Source organism: Paenibacillus sp. WLX1005 (assembly GCF_046603685.1).
In the GTDB taxonomy this organism is placed as follows: domain Bacteria; phylum Bacillota; class Bacilli; order Paenibacillales; family Paenibacillaceae; genus Saccharibacillus.
The window spans coordinates 2,981,910-3,006,261 of sequence record NZ_CP176756.1 but is presented as its reverse complement, the minus strand read 5'-3'; the positions used below and the strand labels follow the sequence as shown (position 1 = coordinate 3,006,261).

22 protein-coding genes are annotated in these 24,352 nt (G+C 40.9%); 11 read left to right on the top strand and 11 right to left on the bottom strand.

Annotated features, from left to right (window positions below; all coding sequences use genetic code 11):
• The first annotated feature begins 107 nt into the window (after positions 1–107).
• The 6 genes from ACE3MZ_RS12795 to spo0A all read left to right on the top strand — a co-directional run bounded on the left by ACE3MZ_RS12795 (position 108) and on the right by spo0A (position 6,704).
• Entirely contained in the window at positions 108–887 is a 780-nt protein-coding gene (locus tag ACE3MZ_RS12795) for a GolD/DthD family dehydrogenase (RefSeq protein ID WP_411342553.1), read from the top strand.
• Positions 888–958: 71 nt separating this feature from the next.
• On the top strand, positions 959–1,804 hold the full coding sequence (locus ACE3MZ_RS12790; RefSeq protein ID WP_411342552.1) for a transketolase: 846 nt from the start codon (positions 959–961) through the stop codon (positions 1,802–1,804).
• Positions 1,801–2,751, top strand: coding sequence for a transketolase family protein (locus tag ACE3MZ_RS12785; protein ID WP_411342551.1), 951 nt, complete (start codon positions 1,801–1,803; stop codon positions 2,749–2,751). Before ACE3MZ_RS12790 ends, ACE3MZ_RS12785 begins: the two co-directional genes overlap by 4 nt.
• 83 nt (positions 2,752–2,834) lie before the next feature.
• Positions 2,835–4,337 (top strand): FGGY-family carbohydrate kinase, encoded by a 1,503-nt coding sequence (locus ACE3MZ_RS12780; RefSeq protein ID WP_411342550.1) that lies wholly within the window; start codon positions 2,835–2,837, stop codon positions 4,335–4,337.
• Positions 4,338–4,393: 56 nt separating this feature from the next.
• A complete protein-coding gene (locus ACE3MZ_RS12775; protein ID WP_411342549.1) occupies positions 4,394–5,668 on the top strand; it encodes a PTS transporter subunit IIC in 1,275 nt (424 codons plus the stop codon).
• Between the two features lie 214 nt (positions 5,669–5,882).
• On the top strand, positions 5,883–6,704 hold the full coding sequence (gene spo0A / locus ACE3MZ_RS12770) for a sporulation transcription factor Spo0A (protein WP_411342548.1): 822 nt from the start codon (positions 5,883–5,885) through the stop codon (positions 6,702–6,704).
• Between the two features lie 68 nt (positions 6,705–6,772).
• On the opposite strand, the gene ACE3MZ_RS12765 is transcribed toward spo0A, so the two are convergent.
• From ACE3MZ_RS12765 to ACE3MZ_RS12755, 3 genes are all read right to left on the bottom strand, one after another.
• Positions 6,773–7,870: an ATP-binding protein gene (locus ACE3MZ_RS12765; RefSeq protein ID WP_411342547.1), complete on the bottom strand. Its 1,098-nt coding sequence runs from the start codon at positions 7,868–7,870 to the stop codon at positions 6,773–6,775.
• Complete coding sequence (locus ACE3MZ_RS12760) at positions 7,860–8,537, bottom strand: response regulator transcription factor (protein WP_411342546.1); 678 nt, start codon at positions 8,535–8,537, stop codon at positions 7,860–7,862. The genes ACE3MZ_RS12765 and ACE3MZ_RS12760 overlap by 11 nt, the downstream gene beginning before the upstream one ends.
• A 107-nt stretch (positions 8,538–8,644) precedes the next feature.
• Positions 8,645–9,619, bottom strand: a complete 975-nt coding sequence (locus ACE3MZ_RS12755; protein WP_411342545.1) for an alpha/beta hydrolase — start codon at positions 9,617–9,619, stop codon at positions 8,645–8,647.
• Between the two features lie 344 nt (positions 9,620–9,963).
• Here ACE3MZ_RS12755 and ACE3MZ_RS12750 point away from each other — a divergent pair, with 344 nt between their 5' ends.
• The 3 genes from ACE3MZ_RS12750 to ACE3MZ_RS12740 all read left to right on the top strand — a co-directional run bounded on the left by ACE3MZ_RS12750 (position 9,964) and on the right by ACE3MZ_RS12740 (position 12,083).
• Complete coding sequence (locus ACE3MZ_RS12750) at positions 9,964–11,124, top strand: NINE protein (protein ID WP_411342544.1); 1,161 nt, start codon at positions 9,964–9,966, stop codon at positions 11,122–11,124.
• 652 nt (positions 11,125–11,776) lie between these two features.
• Positions 11,777–11,911: a hypothetical protein gene (locus tag ACE3MZ_RS12745; RefSeq protein ID WP_411342543.1), complete on the top strand. Its 135-nt coding sequence runs from the start codon at positions 11,777–11,779 to the stop codon at positions 11,909–11,911.
• 1 nt (position 11,912) lies between these two features.
• On the top strand, positions 11,913–12,083 hold the full coding sequence (locus ACE3MZ_RS12740; RefSeq protein ID WP_411342542.1) for a hypothetical protein: 171 nt from the start codon (positions 11,913–11,915) through the stop codon (positions 12,081–12,083).
• 833 nt (positions 12,084–12,916) lie between these two features.
• On the opposite strand, the gene ACE3MZ_RS12735 is transcribed toward ACE3MZ_RS12740, so the two are convergent.
• The 5 genes from ACE3MZ_RS12735 to ACE3MZ_RS12715 form a co-directional block, all read right to left on the bottom strand.
• Positions 12,917–13,840 (bottom strand): chlorophyllase/cutinase-like alpha/beta fold protein, encoded by a 924-nt coding sequence (locus tag ACE3MZ_RS12735; protein WP_411342541.1) that lies wholly within the window; start codon positions 13,838–13,840, stop codon positions 12,917–12,919.
• Complete coding sequence (locus ACE3MZ_RS12730; protein WP_411342540.1) at positions 13,837–15,042, bottom strand: pectin acetylesterase-family hydrolase; 1,206 nt, start codon at positions 15,040–15,042, stop codon at positions 13,837–13,839. Before ACE3MZ_RS12730 ends, ACE3MZ_RS12735 begins: the two co-directional genes overlap by 4 nt.
• Before the next feature lie 202 nt (positions 15,043–15,244).
• The gene (locus ACE3MZ_RS12725) at positions 15,245–15,700 is read right to left on the bottom strand and encodes a hypothetical protein (RefSeq protein ID WP_411342539.1); all 456 of its coding nucleotides are present in this window, start codon (positions 15,698–15,700) and stop codon (positions 15,245–15,247) included.
• A 163-nt stretch (positions 15,701–15,863) separates the two neighbouring features.
• On the bottom strand, positions 15,864–16,835 hold the full coding sequence (locus ACE3MZ_RS12720) for an alpha/beta hydrolase (RefSeq protein ID WP_411342538.1): 972 nt from the start codon (positions 16,833–16,835) through the stop codon (positions 15,864–15,866).
• Complete coding sequence (locus tag ACE3MZ_RS12715; protein WP_411342537.1) at positions 16,832–16,966, bottom strand: hypothetical protein; 135 nt, start codon at positions 16,964–16,966, stop codon at positions 16,832–16,834. The genes ACE3MZ_RS12720 and ACE3MZ_RS12715 overlap by 4 nt, the downstream gene beginning before the upstream one ends.
• A 145-nt stretch (positions 16,967–17,111) precedes the next feature.
• On the opposite strand from ACE3MZ_RS12715, the gene ACE3MZ_RS12710 reads away from it, so the two are divergent.
• A complete protein-coding gene (locus ACE3MZ_RS12710; RefSeq protein WP_411342536.1) occupies positions 17,112–17,615 on the top strand; it encodes a TetR/AcrR family transcriptional regulator in 504 nt (167 codons plus the stop codon).
• A gap of 72 nt (positions 17,616–17,687) precedes the next feature.
• Here the strand turns inward: ACE3MZ_RS12710 and ACE3MZ_RS12705 are convergent, their stop codons facing one another.
• Positions 17,688–18,521 (bottom strand): helix-turn-helix domain-containing protein, encoded by an 834-nt coding sequence (locus ACE3MZ_RS12705; protein ID WP_411342535.1) that lies wholly within the window; start codon positions 18,519–18,521, stop codon positions 17,688–17,690.
• 124 nt (positions 18,522–18,645) lie between these two features.
• Between ACE3MZ_RS12705 and ACE3MZ_RS12700 the strand changes: the two genes are divergently transcribed.
• Positions 18,646–20,103 (top strand): alpha-L-fucosidase, encoded by a 1,458-nt coding sequence (locus ACE3MZ_RS12700; protein WP_411342534.1) that lies wholly within the window; start codon positions 18,646–18,648, stop codon positions 20,101–20,103.
• A gap of 581 nt (positions 20,104–20,684) precedes the next feature.
• On the opposite strand, the gene cydC is transcribed toward ACE3MZ_RS12700, so the two are convergent.
• Both cydC and ACE3MZ_RS12690 read right to left on the bottom strand, forming a co-directional pair.
• Positions 20,685–22,394 (bottom strand): thiol reductant ABC exporter subunit CydC, encoded by a 1,710-nt coding sequence (gene cydC, locus ACE3MZ_RS12695; protein ID WP_411342533.1) that lies wholly within the window; start codon positions 22,392–22,394, stop codon positions 20,685–20,687.
• Positions 22,391–24,349, bottom strand: coding sequence for an ABC transporter ATP-binding protein/permease (locus tag ACE3MZ_RS12690; protein ID WP_411342532.1), 1,959 nt, complete (start codon positions 24,347–24,349; stop codon positions 22,391–22,393). The genes cydC and ACE3MZ_RS12690 overlap by 4 nt, the downstream gene beginning before the upstream one ends.
• Positions 24,350–24,352: the final 3 nt, after the last annotated feature.

The following is a 24,352-nucleotide window of genomic DNA, read 5'->3' as shown; positions in this document are numbered from 1 at the left end:
CCATTTACTAAATTTAATAAATTTATCCTTTATATTTACTAAATTTAATTGACATTTACTAAATTCAGATTTACGATGAAACCATTCAAGGCGAAAGGAGCAAGTCAATGATTGCGTATAAAGCAGTAAAGGGAGATTTCAGTTTGCAAGGGAAAGTCGCCGTAGTCACGGGTGGAGCTGGTGGTATTGGTGAAGCAACGGCTAGAATGTATGCCTATAAAGGAGCACAGGTTGCTATCCTTGACACTAAAGATACAGTGCTTAAGGTCGCAGCTACTATTGCAGAAGAGTATGGTGTGGAAGTGATTGGATGGACTTGCGATATTACCTCCATGGATGACATTACGTTAGTAGTGAAACAGATCACTAAAACGTTTGGACGCATTGATATTTTAGCGAATATTGCTGGTTATGTAGATCTGGAACGTGCAGAACATATTGACATGAAATGCATTGAACAGCAAATGAATGTAAACGCATACGGTGTATTTCGAATATCCCAACAAGTCGCTCGCCAGATGATATTGCAAGGAGAGGGGGGCAAAATTGTTTGTGTAACTTCTCAAGCCGGATTCATCGCGATTGATAAACACGTTGGATATACGATGAGCAAAGCTGCTTTGATTGGGATGATCAAAGTATTGGCATTAGAGTGGGCTGAGTATGGAATTAATGTAAATGGAGTAGCTCCTACAGTAGTTCGTACGTATATGGGTGACCGTGCTTGGTCAGGCAAAGTGAAAACCGATATGATCGAAGCCATTCCTGCGCATCGTTTTGCGGAAGTCGATGAGATTGCAGCTGCTATTTTATTTTTATCCTGTGATGAAGCGAATATGATTACAGGTGAAAATTTGGTGGTCGATGGCGGATTTACGATCAAATAAAGCATAGATTGTAAGCGTCATCTTTACACTCGTTTTATTAAACATAATTGCAGAGAAAGTGGGGAGAACCTATGGATATCCAAACGTTACAAGCTAAAGCAGCGCAGATCCGAATGGATCTGCTTCGTATGATTCATCATGCAAAAACAGGACATACAGGAGGATCATTGAGCAATACGGACATTTTGACCGCTTTGTATTATCATGTGATGCGAATCAACCCTAGTGATCCAAAATGGGATCTTCGGGATCGATTTGTTGCCAGCAAAGGGCATTCGGTTGAATCGCTTTGGTGTATTCTCGCAGACCGTGGCTTTTTCTCAAAAGAGGAGCTTGCCACCTTTAGCCAGTTTGGGACGCGCCTTATTGGGCATCCGAACAATAAAGTGCCGGGCATTGAAATGAATACCGGTGCATTGGGTCACGGGCTAGCCATTTCGGTCGGCATGGCACTGGCTGCAAAACGAGATCAGAAAGAGTATCGTGTGTTTTGTTTAATGGGAGACGGGGAACTTGCGGAAGGATCGATCTGGGAAGCAGCTATGGCAGGAGCACACTATAAGCTGGATAATCTAATCGGCATTGTGGATCGTAACCGTCTACAAATTAGTGGATCGACAGAAGATGTGATGGGTTTGGAACCGCTGGAAGAGAAGTGGACTTCGTTTGGTTGGCATGTCGTTTCGATTGATGGTAATGATATGGAAGCGCTAGTCAATACATTTCAAGCAGCGCCATCGATACCATCAAAACCCACATTGGTGATGGCCAATACGGTGAAAGGCAAAGGGGTATCGTTTGCTGAAAATGTTCCGCACTGGCATCATCATGTGCCAACGGACGAAGAGCTAGAACAAGCCTTACAAGAGTTATCTGTCGTTGCGAATGGTATGTTGAAAGGAGAGGCACATTTATGAGTACGAATCAAATTCCCAATCGTAAAGTGATTTGCGAAACGTTAATGTCACTAGCGGAACATGATCGCGATATTATGGTGTTAGCGAGTGACTCGCGTGGTTCCGCTGCCATGGCTCCCTTCTCCGAACAATTTCCAGATCAGTTTGTAGAAGTTGGTATTGCAGAACAAAATATTGTTGGTATTTCAGCAGGACTTGCACATAGTGGAAAAAAACCGTTTGTAACTTCGCCAGCTTGTTTTCTAAGTATGCGAAGTATTGAGCAAGTCAAAGTGGATGTTGCCTACTCCCGTACAAATGTCAAACTAATTGGAATTAGCGGCGGTGTTAGTTATGGAGCGCTGGGAATGTCACATCACTCCGTGCAAGATTTGGCAGTGACTCGTGCCATTCCTGGATTGACTGTGCTTCAACCTGCGGATCGCCATGAAACTAAAAAAATGATCGAAGCTTTAGTAACACATGAAGGAGGGGCGTATGTTCGAATAGGTAGAAATGCCGTCGAAGATGTATATCCATCCGATGATTATGAGTTTGCGATTGGGAAGGCTGTGACACTGCAAGAGGGGCAGCATCTGACGATAATTGCTACTGGAGAAACGGTACGGGTGGCGCTAGATGCCGCAGCTATCTTGAAGCAAGATGGCATATCTTGCCGCGTGATCAATATCCATACGATCAAGCCACTGGATACGAAAGCGATTGTACAAGCGGCGCGCGAGACACATCATCTGATTACGGTAGAGGAACATAGTATTCACGGAGGACTTGGAGCAGCAGTAGCTGAAGTGGTGTCTCAACAATATCCAGTGCCGCTACGAATCGTCGGCATTCCAGATGAACCTGCCATTGCGGGAACGTCCGCTCAGGTCTTTCAACATTATGGCATCAGTGCATCCCATCTAAGAGAAGTAGCATTAGATATGCTACAACAATCGATACACTAACAATCCATTCATACTGTTTGGAGATGATCAGGCGGTAGATCAACTACCGCCTTCTACATCTCGGAATGAGGAGGTAGGAGCAAATGAGCAAATATATTCTGGCCATTGATCAAAGTACACAAAATACGAAAGCGTTCTTATTTGATCAGAGAGGACATCTTGTCGCCAAAACATCGAAAGCACACCAACAGTTGATTAATGAAAAAGGTTGGATCAGTCATAACTTAGAGGAGATTTATGAACATCTGATTGACGTTGTACGAGAACTGATGCTGATTACGCAAATCGATACCCGTGATATTGTGGCGATGGGCATTTCCAATCAGCGAGAAACCGCTGCTGCTTGGAGTCGAGCGACTGGTCGACCATTACACTATGCGCTAGTGTGGCAATGTGCACGCGCAGCGGAATTATGTGAAGACATCCGTGAAGAGTATGGTACAGCTATTCGAGACAAAACAGGCATGCATTTGTCTCCCTATTTTTCCGCAGCTAAGTTTGCCTGGATGCATCGACATATAGAGGAGGTTCAAACGGCAGCTGCGCAACAAGATTTGTGTTTTGGTACGATCGATAGTTGGTTACTGTTTCGACTGACTGGAGGAACGGAATATCGTACCGAAGTCTCCAATGCTTCTCGTACTCAGCTTTTGAACATACAAACATTAGCTTGGGACGCAGAACTTTGTGATTGGTTTAACATTCCAATGAATGCGCTCCCGCATGTAGAAGAATCCAATGCTTTGTTTGGATATACCGATATCGAAGGCGTACTAAAGCAGAAGATCCCGATTTACACTATGCTTGGCGATTCGCAATCGGCTTTGTTCGGACAAGGATGCCGAGAAAAAGGAACAGTCAAAGCTACGATTGGAACGGGTTCTTCTGTAATGATGAATATTGGACAAGAACTGGTCATAGATCCACATGGTTTATTAACCTCGGTTGCTTGGACAATGAATGGAATAACACATTATGTACTAGAAGGCAATATCAATTACGCGGGCGCAGTGATTCGCTGGTTGAAAGAGGATATGCAACTTGTAGAAGATTCGGCTGAAACGCAGTGGTTAGCTAAAGCAGCATTTCCGGGAGATACCACGTATTTGGTTCCAGCTTTCACTGGGCTCGGTGCCCCTTACTGGGAGGATCAGGCGAAAGCGATTTTGTGCGGCATGTCTCGTATGACCGGACGAGCAGAAGTTGTGAAAGCTTCATTGGACAGTATTGCGTATCAGATTGAAGATATACTGGATTGCATTCATCAACGTGTAGGTCTTCCCAAAACTGCACTCAAAGTAGATGGAGGCGTAACGTCTAATGAGTACTTAATGCAATTTCAAAGCAATATTAGTCGGGTCGATGTACATGTTCCCAACGTTAACGAGTTAAGCGCGCTGGGAGCTGCATACAGTGCAGGGATAGCAGCCGGCTTATATCCCCATTCGATGAAAGGTATGCTACACTATACCACCTTTCAACAAGCAATTTCAGAAGAAGAACGTCAAGTGCTTTTAAACGGATGGCACGAAGCTGTGCAATTGATTCATCGTCCCATTACCCCCACCTTAGTTTCACTGCAATAAGCATTAGTGGGAGTTAGCAGTATATATGGAACAAAGCAATGGAGGGGAAGAGTAGGTTGTCGCTAATAAATACTATGTTGCAGATGGGCGCTGCGGTACTGATGCCTATGATTTTTCTATTGTTGGCTCTACTCGTAGGCGTCAAAATCGGTCAGGCTCTCAAAGCCGCACTACTGATCGGTGTTGGCTTTACCGGTCTTGGAATTGTAATCCAGTTGCTGTTAGACCATCTTGGACCAGCAACCAATCAGATTGTGGAGCGATTTGGGGTTGACTTAACCGTCATTGATACCGGTTGGGCGGTATCATCGACTATTGGTTGGAGTTCTCCACTGATGATTCCAGGAATCTTGCTATTTCTACTGATTAATACAGTGATGTTTTTATGCAATCTAACGCGAACCGTAAATATCGATATTTTTAATTACTGGATTTTTCTCGTAGTGGGCACAGTGCTATATGCAGCTACTGATCACTGGTGGCTATCGTTAGGGATCATGGCAATATTGTTTATCTTGTTATTAAAGATCGCAGATTGGACAGCACCTAAAATGCAAGCCGTATACGGCGTACAGGGGTTATCGTTTCCACATATGAATACAGCACCTTGGATTCCATTAGGTATGGCAGTGAATGCTATCATCAATCGCATACCAGGAGTTCGGCAATTGAGATGGGATGCCGCCAAGCTGAATCGTACCTTTGGAGTGTTTGGTGAACCGATCATGATTGGATGTGTATTGGGAGCCCTTATCGGTATCTTAGCTGGATTTGCCGCGACGGCGATACTTTCGTTAGCGATAAATGTAGCAGCCGCCATGGTATTACTTCCCAAAATGGTTGAGATTTTAATGCAGGGACTAAATATTGTACGAGAAACCGTACAGCAAAAATTGCGGCATCGATATCCAAACCGAGACATTTATATTGGGATGGATGTTGCTGTGATTACAACCGATCCAGCGATTTTAGCGACAGGTGTATTACTTATTCCAATCGCTCTGCTGCTAGCAATTGTATTACCTGGTAATCAAGTGTTGCCTCTGGTCGATTTACCGTCATTGATTTTTGTTCTTCCTATGCTTGGGGCGTACTGCGGGAAAGACATGCTTCGAATGCTGATAGCAGGTATCATAATGGTGATAGGCATGTTGTACTTTGGTACGAGTCTTGCTCCTTACTACACCGAAGCCGCCCAGCTTTCGCATATTTCGTTAGGTCCTGGTATCCAAGAGAGTATTAGTTTGAATAGTGGAGCAACAACGCCATTGGGATGGCTCGCGATATGGATCGGACAAGGACTAGATTCTTTGTTTTCAGTACGCCATTAGAAATCGTACGCTACGCATGATACGTCCAAACGTTTGCTGTAACAGCAAACGTTTGGACAGCGTACGTGCAAGCTTACCTTCAATAATATTGCCTCATTTTTATAACTTTCAAAACGAGATGATTCACTATTAGAACGATATAATAAGCATTAGAACCATCGATAGGATAAAGACAGCAGAGAGGAGCATTCGAAGTAATCAAGGAGGTTGAGCAATGATCAAAGTGATGATTGTCGATGATAATACAGAATTGGTTGATGAACTGTCTACCTATATCATGGGTGAACCGGATATGCGCGTTGTTGGGAAAGCTTACAACGGAAACGATGCTCTCTATCAATTGCAAAATTTATCGCAAGCTCCAGATGTTTTATTACTGGATTTAATTATGCCTTATTTGGATGGGCTAGGTGTGCTGGAAACATTGAGTCGATGGAATTGGTTTTCTAATCTAAAGGTTATCGTTATTTCCGCATTTGCTCAGGAACATCTTGTCGTCAAGAGTGCAGCGTTCGGTGTATCATACTGTATGCTGAAACCTATTGATGTGGAGCTTTTAGGCATACGCATTCGGCAATTGTGTGATGCTGATGCATCTCAGCGCTTCAAAAAGAAAGACAAAACGCGTAATGAAGCCCCCTCTATCCTTCAGTCACTTCCCCTTGAAAATCAAATTGCCGCACTGCTAAATAGTTTTACCATTTTGCCTAAATGGAAAGGTTACTTTTATTTGCAAGAAGCGATTCTCCTTGTCTATCATCGTCAACACACAGTCACTTCATTCTCTCGTCATATTTATCCTACTATCGCTCAAAAATATGATGTGACACCTGCGCAAGTATCGCGAGCCATTCGGCGTGCCGTGCAATCATCTTGGACAAAGCATTCTCCAGAACGGTTTAACGAGTTACTGGGATATAAGTATCTTGCAGTTACGTCTAAGCCTACAAATAGCCTGTTTATTTCTACATTGGCTAACTCGCTACAGATCTTAAGGTCAAATAGAGCAGAAGAATCTCATCAGAGGATTACATAGCGTCTGTACTATCCCTTCCCATCCTTGTCGCCATTTCCCTAAACAGGCAGTAAGTACAAATAGATGGGCTACAAATGAGAAGAAAGCGAAGAAGGCAACGTCACTCGAAACGTGGTACCTGTAAGATTGGACTGTACCAGCTGAATCGTTCCGTCATGTAATGTAACAATCCGGTGAGCAATGCTCAGTCCTAGCCCATTGCCTGGCGTGGAGTGAGACGTATCTCCCTGATAAAATTTATCAAAAATATAGGGTTGCTGCTCTGATGCAATCTCGGGTCCATGGTTGGTAATGTCGACATGCACCATGTTGTTGGTCTGACACAATTTGATCTGAATTTCAGCATGATTGGGTGAGAACTTGATCGCATTCTCCAGAAGATTGATCCATACCTGATGAAGCAAATCAGCATTGCCTTGTATACTCTGTTCCGCTGCGTCAAAATCGAATTCGATATCCTTAACCGACCATTTTGGTTCCAACAATACGATCACCGAACGTAGCTGCTCGGTAAGATTGAAGGTAGTCATTCCGCTTAAAATCGATTGGTGTTCAAGGCGAGACAAGGACAAAACATTCGTTGCAAGTTCGGATAAACGTTGAGACTCGTTGAGAATAATATCGAGATACTCTTCGCGCTCTGCCAGTGTCAGAGATTCTTTTTTTAGCATCTTAGCATATCCACGTAGCGACACAATGGGAGTTTTAAACTCGTGCGAAAAATTATTAATAAAGTCAGCGCGAAGCAATTCCAGACTACCTAGTTCTTCTGCCATATGGTTAAAGCTATGATTTAGTTTCCGTAATTCTTTTGGTCCTTTGATCTGAATACGAACATCAAAGTGTCCTTTCGCCAACTCTTCTGAGGCACGAATCACTTCGCGGATCGGAGAAAGTGGAATCCGGCTAAAGAGTAATGAAGCTACTATGCTAACCAAAATGCTGACTGTAGCAAAATAAGCCAAGAGCCAGCCACTAGCAGCATGTTCTTGATCAGCAGGAGGAGGTGTGTACAACCCAAGATAGGACAAGACTAACAGTATAAGTACAGCAATAAAAATAGAAAGAAGTAAAATGATAAATACAATAAACGTAAACACAAGAGTTAATCCGAGACCGCTAAACCACGACTTTTCACGCCATTTTCGTTTCCCATTAATCCACATGTTTAACCGCCTTATAACCAATACCGCGAATCGCAACTAGATCAAATTCAGGATACTCACTAAACCGCTTGCGCAATCGATTAATATGAACGTTCACAGTAAGATCCGTTGACTCCGAATCCAATCCCCAGATTTCATCCATTAGCTGGATACGCGTGAAAATTTTATTTGGATACGATAGTAATTTATAAAGTAGATAAAATTCTTTTTGCGGTAAACTCTGTACATCCTGTTCACGCGTCACAGTAAGGGAATCGTAATGCAGTGTCACTTTGCCCACGTGTAGTTGGTGTTCACTTGAAATCTTTGCCCTTCGAAGTAGCGCTTTGATTCGCAAAATCATCTCGTCTTCATCGACTGGTTTCACCATATAGTCGTCCGTACCAGCGAGGAATCCTTGTTGTTTATCCAGCGGAAGATGCCGGGCGGTCACCATAAGAATGGGAATATTGTTATTGGTATTACGAATCAGTGTAGTGAATTCCAGACCATCCATCTCTGGCATCATAATATCCAGCACGATAAGATCAATATGATGTGTATCCATTTTATTCAAAGCGACAAGTCCGTTTTCCGCCAGCAACACATCATATCCTGCTTGCTCTAGAATGATTTTCATTAGCTTAGCGGTAGAACGATTATCTTCAACCACCAGAATTTGAACCATGCGTGTATACTCCTTTCTTTGTTGCTGCAACACGATCATTGTCAGTATACCGAGTAATTTGCGCTAATATCCATTATATCCAGAATGGATAGAAGATACACAGAGGATTATAGGGAAGCAGAAGTCAGCTTTGTATACTTATCGATAAATTCTAATAACTGCACCAAGCACGCTTGTGCATGCGCATCAGTCTGTATATTGGCAAGAAACCCATGTGGAATATTGCCATGTGACGGATCAAGATAAAAATATTCATTATCAATCCCATAAGACGTAAGTTGCGCAGAGAATGCACTCATATCATCAGGAAATCCACCAGTATTTGCGGCTGTAAGAAAAGATGGTGGATAGCGTGTCGTCAGATGAAGCAGAGGATTGTACTGCTGAGCTTGTTTGCTATTCATAAGATCATTCGTTCCCAAATAATTGCGAATCAGTACCCCAGTCCCCCAATTCAGCGTTGCCGTTTGTAGCGGCGCATCATCGATCACCAACGCTTTCACCTGCTGCGTTGTCAGCTGAGGATGAATATTCATGCTGTCAGCATATTGGGAATTGGATAATAGAGCACCGTACTGACTAGTCAGAATAGCGCCCGCAGAGGAACCCATAATAATAACGTTATTCATATTTAGGTCATATTCGCTACTGTGAGCACTAAGAAAATTGATGGCTTGATTCATCTGAATGAGTGGTACGGGAAACCGATATTCAGGAACGAGCGCATAATTGACATTGACTACGTTGTACCCATGCTGTACTAGATCATTAAAAAGTGCATTTGCATTATTATTTTCTGCTAGTGGATCACCCATCGCTTTGTCTCCGCCAAAATAGCCACCGCCATGAAAATAAATAATCGTTGGCCGATTGGCAAATCGATGTGGATCAGGATAAGAAATATCGAGATAGCTATTAGGGTACTGATGGGCATAAGCAATATCATTGCGGTATACGATCCCATTTTGTTTCAACTGTTCTTCTGGTTGATGTGCCGGCTGATAGGAATTAATCGGCTTGCCTTGATATAGCGCATCTTGTATCCAGCTTACTATAATACTTGGATGCTGATTGATATACAAACCCACACTTCCACCAATGCACAATACAATGATCAGGATACCGAGAGGAATGGTCATCCATCGCTTGAAACGAGGTATTGTAGAAGATCTGGATATCTCCTCTGTTCCCTGCGTCGACATACGAGTATTTTTCATTTCGTTCACTTTTTCCTTTCTTGTGTGCGTAAACAGTGAAACAGCTGCGTTTCTTTGACTATAGCTACAGAAGAACAACTGAACATAAACAAGATTGCTAATTGTTGTTTATGTTCAGTTTACGCATGTTCCATACAGTTAGGATGACATGGAGCTGGATATGAACAGCAATAAATAACCAATGAAGAAATTGAGGAGGAGACAGACAGATGGAAGAAGAAGTAGTATTATCAGCCAAGTCGAAAAAGCTAGATATACTCTTGTGTGTATTGCTAGGTGTATTGGGAGTTCATCGATTGTATGAAGGCAAAAGGATTACGGGGATTTTGTATTTGTTTACCTTTGGAGGATTCGGATTAGGAGTTTGTTTAGATTTAATGCAATTGATCTTTGGGCTAAGAACCGATAAGAAAGGATTACCTATTGGTGTTCCGGGGTTTAAGCTGCGTAGGATGAGAGTGATGAGTAGTATGCTTGGTGTATTGCTATGGATCACAGGTGGCTTTTTATCGATTCACTATATTACCAATCTGCCCATGATTCGTGCTGATTATTATACTAGAGTATATGCAGCAGCTCCGCTAGAAAAAAAATACACACAACCCGGACCATTTGAGACGAGTTCGGATCAATACAAAAGTAAAGAGACCTTTTTCGATACGTATAAAATATGGTATCCGACGGCTATAAAGCAGAGTCACACGTTATATCCTATTGTTGTATTTGCGAATGGCTCAGGGATTCCTTTTTTTAAATATGAAGCAATTTTTAATCATTTAGCATCATGGGGATTTATTGTCATTGGAAATGACGATTCCGATTCTTGGAGTGGTCAATCTTCTTCGGATGCATTACACTTCCTTTGGTCTTTAAATCAAGATCGCAACAGTCCTTTTTATAATAGACTAGATACTCAGCATATTGGTATAGCTGGTCATTCTCAGGGTGGAGTAGGAGTGATCAATGCAGTGACCGAGTTTGACAATAGCAATAGATTTACGTCTATGTATACTGCTAGCGCAACTGAGTTGAAATTATCCAATGCATTAAAATGGAATTATGATGTGACCAAGATTCACATTCCATATCTGATGGTTGCAGGTACAGGAGAGGCAGATGCCAATTTGATTGCCCCACTAACTTCATTACGCGAAAATTATAATCGTGTGAACGAAGGAGCACTTACGATTATGGCAAGACGAAAAGGAGCAAACCATGGCGATATGCTTGCTGATGCAGATGGGTATATGACAGCCTGGTTTCGATATACCTTGCTTCAAGATCCAGAGGCAGCGCGTGTATTTACAGGTAGCAATCCAGAGCTAGTGCAAAACAAAACGAACTGGCAAGATGTACAGATGAAAATGTAAAACATCGATATGAAACAAAGATGCTGAATTAATAATCGTAAATCACAAAAGCCCAAAGACTGAGGCATAGTCTTTGGGCTTTTGTTTACCATGGAAGCGCACAGCCTTGATTATACGGCGGACATTTTGGTGGAGTATCGGCAAAAGAGACTGCGGAAAATGATATAGCTAAAAGAGCAGTCAAACCTAAAGTCACTAAATACTTTTTCATATGTATCACCTCTTTATGTTAGAATTACAAATATTATATCAAATAATTATAATATTTGTAATTAAATGTAATATTTATGGTAGATAATTATGTATATACACTTCTTATTCCCAGTATATATCGTATGGAAGCCTAGATTTTTATTTATAAACGAATTTCTTTACAACATAAACTAAAGTACACACATATGGAGAAGAAAAGAATAGTGGAGACCTTGAATATTATACGGATCGGAATGACTCCGGTACTAATTATGCTTACGACGAGCATTGACTATGTGTGTGAAATGAATTTTACCTATAATGTATTAGGATAAGTCTCTTTTATGCAGACAGATTTCCAAGTTGGAATGATACCATTACAAGCAATAAGTCAAAACTTAACGTATGGTAGCAAATAGCAGCTGATTACTATCAATATTGGTAATAGGAGATGAGGAGTATGATTGATAAATTATCTAGAGAAATAAATGAAAACTTTATTGATCAAGCAATCCAAACGATTGAAGAAATTGGCGAGAAAAAAGTAAACGAGGCTGTACCCTATCTTATTGAGCAAAATGGAAGGGAATTTTGAAGTGAGTCGAAAGTCATTTTTAATGATTGAAGCTGTGATTCAGAATGTAACTGAAGAAAAAAGAAAAGAATATATGGAAATTATAAAAGATGAGATTAAACGATTAGAGGATAAAACAGATTTATTATATGAGGTTGTCGATATGTTTAATATGCAAAATGACGCAAAATAAATAATTTAGATTTCTATGCTACGATGGAAACTCGGGAAGAAGTGAAAAGTAATGTAATGAAATATTGCATGTCAGAGTAGGGTGAGTAATAGCCAGATAATAGAAAAAGTAAATATTTCCTTTGGATCTACTAAGTGTTACTGAAGTCGGAAGAGTGTAAGCCTTATTTTATGCAAAATCAAAATGTTACATAGAAACGAAAATGCATCAGATTCATCTTAGTGGCATGCCGATTTCGTGCCGACGAAGCAAGATATTCGATGATATATTATGCAAAGTCGAACCGAACAAAACGCCATTTTGCCAGAGTTTACGCGGTATTTGATGCCCTATGATCTTCGCCACTAAATGGGATTAGGAAAAAGGGTTCAAAGGCAAGGCAGCCGCGGCTGTTGCCTTGCAAGCGTGGAAACCAAGTGCGCATCATAGTGGGTGAATTCCTCCGATGTAAGTGAAATCGTAGACAGGGCAAGGGGAAGCAGATGATGAATCCCTTTCTAATGAATAAGTTCACTTTGTCCTGTCCATATCTCCATCCATTGTAGCAATGTCGTTCAGAGTTTCAAAGAGACAAAATTAAGCCCAATCCAACTTTATGCCATATAGAATCTGGATTGAAGAAATTATGTGAATCCTGTGTATACATCTTCTCTTTTATGAGAGGAGTCTTTTGGTTATATTTACAATTTTTTATTGGGAAAAGTACATATCTTCCATTTAGTATTTTTTATCTACTAGGATATATTTTACAACACGCCCTAGTAATAGAGCATTTACTTAGCTTTAGTTAAGCACAGTATTGCTTATCGCATACCCCACATCTTATAATTACGTTAATTGATATTAATTTGGACATCTTGATACAAGCTATTTTGAAGAATTTCTGCACTATTACCGTTGAATGCCTTTGCTGCTTCTTTATCTCCTTGCAATTGCCACATGAACCATGCTGTGACATACCCATCTGCACTATATAGCATTTCTGGATGATTTGTATTAGAGCGCCTACCCATAACTTTATCTGAGCTAATATGTGAATACAATTTTTTAAAGTCCTCAAGAGTAATAACATCATTCTCCGTACCTGCCACCACCATAATTGGGATTACAATTTTGTCTGCTGAATATGACCAATTGAGTGCAGTTGCAGTATCTTCTCCTACCGGAGAGATTGATATTGCTGTCTTATACATAGCGGCATGAGGCTGCACAGTAATAGCATTAAATACGCCTACACCGCCTTGAGAATGGCCAACGATTCCCACATTTTCTAAATCCACTTTCTGATAAAGCACAGAACTAGGATCAGTATTAGCTTTTATAAGATATGATAGACTGGCATCTGACGAATCTCCAGCGAATTCGGTATTATGTTCATTTCCAATTACAATAAACCCCCATGAAGCATAATGCTCAAATGAAGCGATGTATCGGGAACCCCACACACCTGAGCCGTTTGCCATAACAATAACAGGATATTTTTTGCTACTGTTTTCCAAATCGGATGGATAGTATATCTCATACTTTTTCCATATTTCATTGGCTTCTTGCTCAAAATAAATAGTTTTATGGTTCCCATGAGCCAAATACTTTTTTTCAATGGGACCGCCTGTACTTACCGTAGTTTCATAATTCTCTGGAGTCATAATTTCCGGTTTTGCAGTAGTAAACTTATAAACTATGAAAGCTCCACCGGCAATAACAAGTATTACCAAAGCCAATAATGAAATACCAATTATTTTTGTTATCTTTTTCATGATTTTCTCCCTAAGTAATACTGTTTATCTACTAAATCAAGACCGTAATCCTGCAAATGACCATCTACAGCGTTTTTAAGCCATTCACTGACAGAAATATCCTGCCCATCAAATGGTGCAAAAATGTACGGCGTTGCGATAATTGTATGCATCGTCAAATTCCGTGGGTCATCATACCATGGTAACCCATCCCAAATAAATAGATAACCGCCGGCTTGATTTTTGATTTCATGTATCATAGTTTTTAAGTTTTTCTGGTAGATGTCGGCTTTAGCTTCGTTTACATCCATTACTCCGGTATCAAAATAATTTTGAACTTTTGCAAGATCGCCGTCGCGTGTGGAAGAATCGAATAAGATATGAACCTGATCACCATATTTTTTATGCAAAGCAGTAAGGCTGTCTAATGTAATATTATTTGTCGTTAATCGATTCGCAATTTGAACTGGTGTTTTCCAGACATTGGTGGCTATATCATGCCAATTTTTATTGAGTAATAAGGAAGCATCTGCTAAAACCGTTTTACTGTTAGCATTTGGGAAATAATTCGTAAAGACGTCATCGGCCAATAAAGCTGCACCAAAGCCACCTGCACTATAGCCTGTGACCAGTACATCTTCGGCATGATCGATACCAGCAAGTTGCATTACTTGTTTCATAACCAATGAATAGTTTGTATATCCATTATGGTATAGTATTTTTTCTTTTCCTTTTTTGTCTATATATTTGAACTCGCCAGTCCCTGCATGAAAATCTCCTGTAGCATAAGGAAACTCAATGATCGTCCAATCTTTAAAAGGGTTAGTATCTGTTGCTGTTGCAATTCCACCCATATTCATTGTTAGATTTGCTAAAATATCTATAGGAATCTCTTTGGTATTGTACGTTTCATCTTTGGCCATTTCCTCATTTACGCTGACTCCACCACCCGCAAAATAAACAATGACTTTATTCGCACTTCCTTTTTTGAAAAATGCTCTATACGAACTTCCATCTGATGATTTCATTTCTGAACTGGTGACTCGATACCATGTATCGATCTTTGGATTTTCTTTTAGATTGGGATATTGTAAAACAAACAGATATATACAAAGTGCTGCTACTACTAGCAAGCCAAACAGAATACCGAGAGTCTTCAAAATGATATGCTTTTTTTGAGGCTTTTTTGTTTCACTTTTCGTAACAGAGTTAGAGATTCTCATTATAATTTCCTCACATAATAAAGTTTAAAATACATATTGCTTGCTTAGACGGACGGTATCGTATCCTGCAAATGGTGTATAGATTTGCATGGAATAAAGTATATAATTAATGGTTTTTACGAACATCTTGCCAGTTTGCATTTGTTAAGATTTCTGCACGATCACCAAAAAAGGCATCTCCTGCTTGTTGATCGCCGTTTAACTAATACATAAACCAGGCGGTCATATATCCGTCTGCATGATTGAGCATATCACTATGATCTGTATTAACACGTCGTGCCATAATTTTATTGTCCTTATCCGAAATACGATCATAATTGGTTTGTAATGACCATAATGGAGCGATTCCCTGTCCTTGTTTTGCTTGTATACTTGTAGCAATTCCCGCATCAAATGCTCCAGTGCCAGCAACCATCAGATACGGAATATGGATATTGGCAACATCATAGCTCCAGCCCGATCCCAATTGATTTTTTTGCCCCCAAAAACTTGATGTAGCGCTTGCTGTAAACATGGCTGTATAGTAGTGACCATTTTTCTGGCGAGTGACAGCATTTATCGCTGCTACACCACCTTGTGAATGTCCCGAAATTCCAATATGATCGACATCAATTTTTTTATAAAAATCACTTTGCTGATCCGTATTTAGATTAAGCATAAAGTTTAGAGCCGCATAGGTTGATCAGTTGTGACAAAGTCAAAATAGTGAGAACCACGATATGAAATAAACCCCCATACTCCTGCGATCACAACAACAATCAGAATGACGAAGATGAGTGATATACGTAATAATATTCTCATATGTTAACAATCCTTTGCTTTTAGTTGCTGCCCATATAGTGTTCTAAATATTCATTAAGCTTGTTGATATACTGGGCATAGATTTTGTTATCATTTTGTAGACCATGTCCTGAATGAGGGAACTCAAAATAGTCATACGGAACATTATTTGCTTTCAATGCGTTAACAAGGTATTTCACGCTACCAAATGGAGCTACCTTGTCATATCTTCCATAACCTGCGAGTGTAGGGACAGAGTTAGCATGAATCCACATGTAGGGGGAGATATCCTTCACAGCTTCTTTATAACGTTCTGTTCCAATCATATCAGGTGTAATGTGATTACCAGACATAATACTGAACAATCCTGCTGCTGCTTCTGGATTTTTGTCTAAACCATAGTTCGTCCAATCTTTAGGATAAAAACTAGGTGGTCCAACCATTTCAAAAACCATTTTGACAGGAATAGGGGAAGTATCTGCATCCCGGTAGGCATATAATAATGCAAGTGTTCCGCCTGCCGATCCACCAGCGATAGCCATGTGATCGAGATCATAGCCTAACTTTTGTGCTTCCGCTTTGACGATAGGCATACTTTTTTTGATTTCTTGGGACATAGTATAGACACTAGCTTGGGGATTATTATCGTCGCGTAGTGTATAGTTGATTCCTGCTGCAACATAACCTTTGGAAGTGAGCCATTTCAGCATATTAACGTCATCACTTTTATCACCACCGGTAAAGCCACCTGCATGAAGATATACGACAAGACCATAATGTTTCTTTGTATGATCAGCAGGAACGTACAAGTCGAATTTGTTCTTCTCTTGATCGCCATAAGCGATATCTGTGTAGATATGCCCGACAGAATCGTTCCAATTTACTTTCATTTCGCCAGATAGCGGACTATACGTCATTTTGAAAATAGCGGAAATGGCGAATACAGCAATAAAAGTACCAATATAAATAAAACCCCATCTTCTTTTTCTTCTACGATTGTCTTCACTTTTCATAAAAAATTGCCTCCAAGCAATGTGCCACCGAGCAAGAAATTCAGTGTTGCTCTTACAGCCAGCCGTCCAGAGACGATAGCTGCAATGACAATTATAGCTAGTATGAGGATGCGTTTTTGTGTAAGTGTCATCTTTGTCAAACTCCTTTATGATCAACCTATTTATATTGACCAGATTCATGTTACAAATGTATCATTTGATATAACGAATGTAGCACCACAGTAGAGGACACGCAATATAATGAGCAAAAATGATACAGAAAGGAGTAAATGTAACATGGCGGATTCTAATGTGAAAAATACCTATGTAAAGCAGCAAATTACTGATGCTATGCTTGATTTGCTAAAGACCTATGAACTCAAAAGTATCTCTATTAGCCAACTCGTTGCAACGGCACAAGTTAGTCGGATCTCTTTTTATCGAAATTATAGTGAAAAGGAAGACGTGCTTCGGGAGTATATCAATACCTTAATTCTTGGCTGGCATAGAGAGTATGAGAGTAGCGATCATAAATCAGAGGAAGAAATGTTGGGCAGTTTGTTTGCACATTTCACAGCAAACAGTGGCTTTTACTTGCTGTTTAGTCAACGCCAGCTTTTTCATCTGCTTAAAGAAGTGTTGAAAACCTTATATGGACCAAGACCAGAATATCCAAATTTTGGTGCGTATGTCGCAGCATATTTCTCTTATGGATTATTCGGCTGGATTGAAGAATGGTTTGCAAGAGGAATGCAAGAATCGGATGAAGAAATTACCATATTACTAAAAAATAGAAAGTGAATATGTAGGGAGAAAATCCATTGTATACATCCAAATTATAAGAGAAAAAGCTGCCATTCTTGATAGGCAGCTTTAATGAGTATTTATATATCTTCGATAATCCGTTGGTGCTAAGCCTACATATTTTTTAAACTGCTTAGAAAAATAAAAATTATCATTGAATCCCAACTGTTGTGCAATATCGGAAATTGAGCAGCAGGTTACTGTTAACAGCTGTTTCGATTTTTCGATTTTTTTGCGGCTGATATATTGAATGGGAGGCATTCCCATGTGCAGCTTAAACATACGGATTAAAGAATTCGGATGCATGTAAATAAGATGTGCTAATTCTTCAAGCGTCATAGTAGAACCAATATGATCATCAATATAGTTTAAGACAAGAGCTAATTGATCTAGAGCAGCTCGATTTTTTAAAACGAGTTGTCGATGATCTGAATGTACATTCATGATGAAATAACTAATAAGTTCCATCAGTTTACTTTTAACCAACAAATTGGCATAGACTGCATCGGAATGAGCAAAAGTGATAATATCTTGAAAAATTTGGGTTAACCGATCAGGTTGATATGGTATGCATAAAGGATAAATATCCAACAGTTTAAATAAATTAATGCCATTTACATGTGCGGTAAAATGACACCAGTATTTTTGAAAAGGATGCTCATTAATGACTGAGTAGGATTGTTTGATGCCTTGTGGCAATAAAAATAATTCTCCCGGTTGCGGATAGTATTCATTTCTTCCAATTTTTAACCAACCTTCTCCTTCACATATCCAATAGAATTTACTGTAATCGGGCGTGTAGTCTAGTTCTTTCCATTGTGAAGAACATCTATTGTAATTCGCAGTAATGAATTCTACTTTGAGGTTGGCTAGATAATTAGAAAGCAGAATATCGTCATTCATGGATGCAAATCTCCCTTTTTCGTTATTTTTGTATAGGATTTAGTTACTAATCTACATGTATCGGATTGTAGGTGTTTCGTATACTATATTGCGAAAAGAAAAGATAAAGGATGTGTAGTATGACATGAATCGATCTTCTTATTTAGAGCAAATTCAACAAGTAATTACAAGAGGGGATTTTAAAGAAAGTTGGGAATCATTGCAAAGTTTCGATGTTCCAGATTGGTATAAGCAAGCGAAATTTGGGATCTTTATTCATTGGGGATTGTATTCTATCCCTGCTTTTGAAAATGAATGGTATTCACGTAATATGTACATTCCGGGTTCTAAAGCTTATGAACATCACATTGAAGTATATGGGAAGCATACGGAATTTGGATACAAAGATTTTATTCCGATGTTTACTGCTAATCAATTCGATGCAAAGGAATGGGCAACGTTGTTCAAAGCATCAGGGGCAAGGTACATAATGCCAGTTGCTGAACATCACGATGGTTTTCAGATGTATAAAAGTGATGTTTCATTTTATAATGCCTTTCATATGGGACCTCGTCGCGACTTGCTTGGTGAGATGAAGCAGGCGTTTGAAGAAAAACATTTAATATTCTGTGCCTCTTCGCATCGAGCAGAGCATTGGTTTTTTATGTCACATGGTAGATCTTTTCCATCTGATATCCATAAGCCTTTGACCAGAAGCGACTTTTATTGGCCAGCTGAGCCAGAACCGGATCATCATGACCTATTTGCTTCTCCACCTAGTATTGAATTTTTAGAGGATTGGCTAATTCGAACTTGCGAAATTGTAGACCTTTACCAGCCGAAGCTTATCTATTTCGATTGGTGGATTCAACATGCCGCGTTTAAGCCATATCTTAGAATATTCGCAGCCTATTACTACAATAAAGGCAAAGAGTGGGGCATACCAGTAGCAATCAATTACAAGTTTGATGCGTTTATGTTTGGTACGGCTGTTCCCGACGTCGAACGTGGTCAGTTTGCTGAACTTCAGCCCTATTACTGGCAAACTGACACTGCCGTTGCCAAAAATTCATGGTGTCATACCGAAGAGAATGTGTACAAATCTTCTGTTGATATCATTCGTGATTTAGTTGATATTGTTAGCAAAAACGGTAATCTATTGCTTAATATTGGTCCCAAAGCCGATGGCAGTATTCCAGTAGAGGATCAACGAATTTTGCTTGATATTGGCGATTGGCTACGTAGGAATGGCGAAGCAATCTATGAAACGACACACTGGCGTATTTCTGGAGAAGGACCAACGACCATTATGGAGGGACATTTTACAGATCATGAACCGAAACCGTATACATCGCAGGATATTCGTTTTACGTTCAAAGGTACTACTTTATACGCGATTGTACTTGTCTATCCACAAGATGGAAGGGTTCGTATTACATCCCTGCGAATAAAATCTCCACATTTTGCTGGTATTATTCAAATAATAAGTGTATTGGGATTTGAGGATCAAGTGCATTGGCAACAAACGCCAGAGGCTCTCTATATTCAAAGCAGACCTATGTCCACTTTAGTGCCTGTTGTATTTAAAATTCAACTGAACTGAGAATGGATGAAAGGAGAGGATGTAACGATGATTCGAGTGATGATAGCAGATGATAATTAAGTATTTGTGAAAAAGCTCAATCATTATTTTTCAAGCCAACCAGATATGAACAACCTTGGCTTCAACATCAACATGATGCTTTTGAACGTATCATAAGACATGGAGGACATTTAAACATGTTAAAAGCAACGAACAAAGGGTTTTATCTCAATTGGTGTAGAGATTGCGTACACATTATAATGTCTATTCTGAGTAAATATCTGGATTAAAGTACTCTGGCTCATATAATCTCTTGGTACTCAGTCTCTCATCCGCAAAAAGCGTCAGTTTACGTACACCGCTGACGTTGCTGGACGCGTATTTACAATACCAAACGACCAAGCAAAAATAAAACAAATAGACGCCGATAGAATACCGACGCCAGTTCGTTTTACAGGGTGTTTATAAACTGTCTATTAAATCGAGGCTTGATCAACATTCATGAGTACTGGTGGCTTGCGTATAACTTGTTTGTAAATGGAGTATTACCGGTATTTCATTGAATAGATAATCAAACCATACTACTCTCATCATTATAAAAATTAACCGATCAGCTCCAATTCCAGCTGCTTCAACTCGTAAAAGTAACCTCTCTGCGCCATTAACTCACAATAAGTTCCATTTTCCACGATTTTCCCTTGGTCCATGACAACAATTTGATCCATATCTTCCAATCCGGTCAATCTATGACTCACCATGACCAGTGTAGCATCTTGGACTCGCTCCATCAGAAGGCGGAGAATATGGCGCTCTGTAACATAATCAAGCGATGAAGTAGGCTCGTCCAGCAGCCATACTTGACCTGATGTAAGCATGGCACGAACCAACGCCAGACGCTGCTTCTCACCGTCCGACCAATTTTCTCCTTTTTCCAGCATGAGATCATCCAGTTTTTTATGACCCAGATTTACTTGCTCTAGCAAATCTGTCAATTGAGCATCGGTGAATGCGTTCGGTTCTATTAGTAGATTCTCGCGTAACGTTCCACGGAAAAAGTGACCTTGCTGTAGTAAGACACGGCTCTGCTTCCAGATGCTATCTGTATTCCATTCACGGATGGGTACACCATTTAGAGAAATCTGTCCCTGATCTGCGTTGTGTAGCTTCAGCAGCAATTCTAATAAGCTGGTCTTGCCCGAACCGCTTGCTCCCACGATAGCGGTTTTTGATCCGGAAGGCAATTGTAAGGAGATATCTTGTAGTGTCCAGCGCCAATCGTTTTCATACCGAAAGTAGACATGTTCCAGTTCTATGTCTACTGCTGCATCATGTTGCAATGATTGAACAGGTTCTGGCACTGGCGGCGTTTGCGGTACTATTTCATTCAGGCGTTTGGCTGCAAATTCGCTGTCCTGCTTGTAGGCAGGCAATGTCGCCATCGCCGCGGACTCATCGAATACCGTCATAGCCGTCATGATCAGCATCGCCAGAAATATACCTTCCATCGAACCGTCAACAATTAACCACGCGCCTACTGCAAGCACACACCACGACATGATAAAGGTAGTCAATGCATGCAGAGATTGCCCGCGAAGGAGACGAGTAGCGTCGTTGTGCTGCATCTCGGTCAATTCCTCGGAAATCTGTGCCAGATGTTGCTCACGCTGTTGCAGACGACGATATACTTTCAGATCGATAAAGCCATACATCATTTCCGCTGCCTCAGTTGAAAATGCTGCTCGTCGTTTGCGTACAGCACCTTGGCTTTGCTGTCCTTTTCGAATAACTGCTGGTACGACAAACGCGATCAGGATCATGCCAAGTACGAACAACAATGCAATCCAGATTGAGAAAAAGGACGTGAAGATCACCGTAGCCAAAAACACCGATATGACGATCATCGGTGGATAGGCAACCCGCAAAAAGTAAAATTGCAGACTCTCCACATCCCCAACAATTACAGCGAGCAGATCCCCGCTACGCTGACGATTCAACACGTTTGGCGACAGCGGAATCAGTCTGGCGAAAAAGGTCGTCCGTAGCCGACTCAGCAACGAGAATGTAGCACGGTGCGAATACAAACGCTCGCCATAGCGACTGGCTGCGCGCGTTAGTCCCAGCAATTTGACCAGCGATGCCAGTAAGATCAGCGTATAAAGAGGAGGGAGGAAGACCGTTTTCGAGATCAAATACCCACTCATGGAAAATAAAGCAACCCCAGCAATCCCAGCGAGAAATCCGGCACCGATGGAGAGCAGTATATCTTTGCGCTCTTGAAGCATTGCTCTGGCAAAAATGGACAGTTCGCTCATCCTACCACCTCCTGACGACGAGTGTGCATCATTTCCTCATATTGCGGAACAGCATGTAGTAATTGCTCATGTGTGCCGCTGGATAGCAGCTTGCCTTGCTCCATAAATAAAATGCAATCAGCTTCTCGAATCGTATGCAGCCTATGCGCAATCGTAATGACTGTGGCATTCTGCGATAATTGACGGATTGAACGCAGCAATATACGTTCTGTATGCAAATCAAGACCGGTGGTCGGTTCGTCAAACAGTAGCACAGACGGCTTTTTCAAAAATGCTCGTGCGAGAGCGAGCCGCTGCTTTTCGCCGCCGGATAAGCCTCGTCCACCCTCACCTACCGGGGTATCGTAACCATGTTCCAACTCCGCAATTAGTTCCGATAAACCGGCTGCTTCAGCTGCTGCCGCGATTTCTGCTGCCGATACCTCTCTATCTACTGATATGACAATGTTTTCAGCAATCGTTCCTGCAAAAATATAAGGATGCTGTGTAATATACGAGATTTGTGAGAACCATGTTTGTTCATTGGCAGTCGTCAATAACTGATGATCCACACGAATTTCGCCGCTGGAAGGAGGAAGCAACCCAGCAATCAAATGTAGCAGTGTCGTTTTGCCAGCACCGCTTTTGCCTACGATCGCAATATTATGTCCTGGCTGGATACATAGTCCGTCTATGTTCAATTCAAAATCTCCAGAACCATAATGAAAAGCCAACTGTCGCAATTCAATCATAGGTGCGGTGTTTTTGGCAATTGACAGTAGGGGGGACAGAGCAGCATAATTTGTAGCATTTGTAGCATTTGTAGCATTTGTAGCATTTGTAGCATTTGTAGCATTTGTAGCATTTGTAGCATTTGTAGCATTTGTAGCATTTGTAGCATTTGTAGCATTTGTAGCATTTGTAGTGAAGTTAGCTTGTGTAGCTTTGCCAGCATTAGTAGCTTGAATGGCGATATTTGCATCATTCTCTTGCGTATACTCATTGTTGCTACCATCATTTGAACCCTGCAATAATGCTTCAATATTGCGAATAGCGCCAATACTTGTACGTCCGCCGTGAAATGCTGTACCTGCATTTTTTAGCATATTATAGAACTCCGGCACCAACAGCAAAATCAGAAACGCTACATGGAAATTCAACGCTTTGAAGACCACTAGCTGCAAAGCCAGTTCTAGCGCAACGATACCGATGCCCAGCATAACAATTGTTTCCAGTGCAAACGTATTTGTAAAAGCCACTTTTAAAATACTCATCGTGGAATCCCGATATGCCAGACTACGCTGTTCTATTGTGCGCTGTTGTTCTCCGGTACGTCCAAACAATTTTAATGTAATCATTCCTTGCAGAGAATCGAGAAAGGTGCCGGAAAACAAAGACAGCTGCTGGAATTTCTCTTCGGATTTTTGCCGTGTCTGGATACCGATCAATGCCATAAATAACGGGATAAATGGAGCGGTAAACAGCAATATAAGTCCTGATGGAACATGCAGACTGAACACGACTAGCAAAATTAGCACCGGTACGATAGACGCTTCGATCATTTTGGGCACGTACTGGCTGAAATAGCTATCCGCTTCATCAACGCTATCGAGTGCGACACTGATTTTACTGCCGGTTTGCCCTTGACGTGAAGACATCAGCGGATGCGAAGCTAGCAGGCGCAGCAATCGAAGACGCAGTGTGCGCTTCGCATCTGCCGCTATTCTTAGCCCGATTGAACTATTTACATATGAAATCCAAGTACGCAGGATCATCACGATAAGCAAAGCGCCAGCGACGACAGCCCATGAGCGTAGTGGAGCCGATTCAACAAAGACCTGCTGCACGCCTTCAGCCAGCAGTACAGCTTGCAAGATGGTCATGATGCCAAGCGCAAAGGAGAGCAATCGTATGAGCCGAGTACGTTTGTGATGTGCAAACATGATTTCCTTTAAAATTCCGGCGTTTGTTTTCATGGA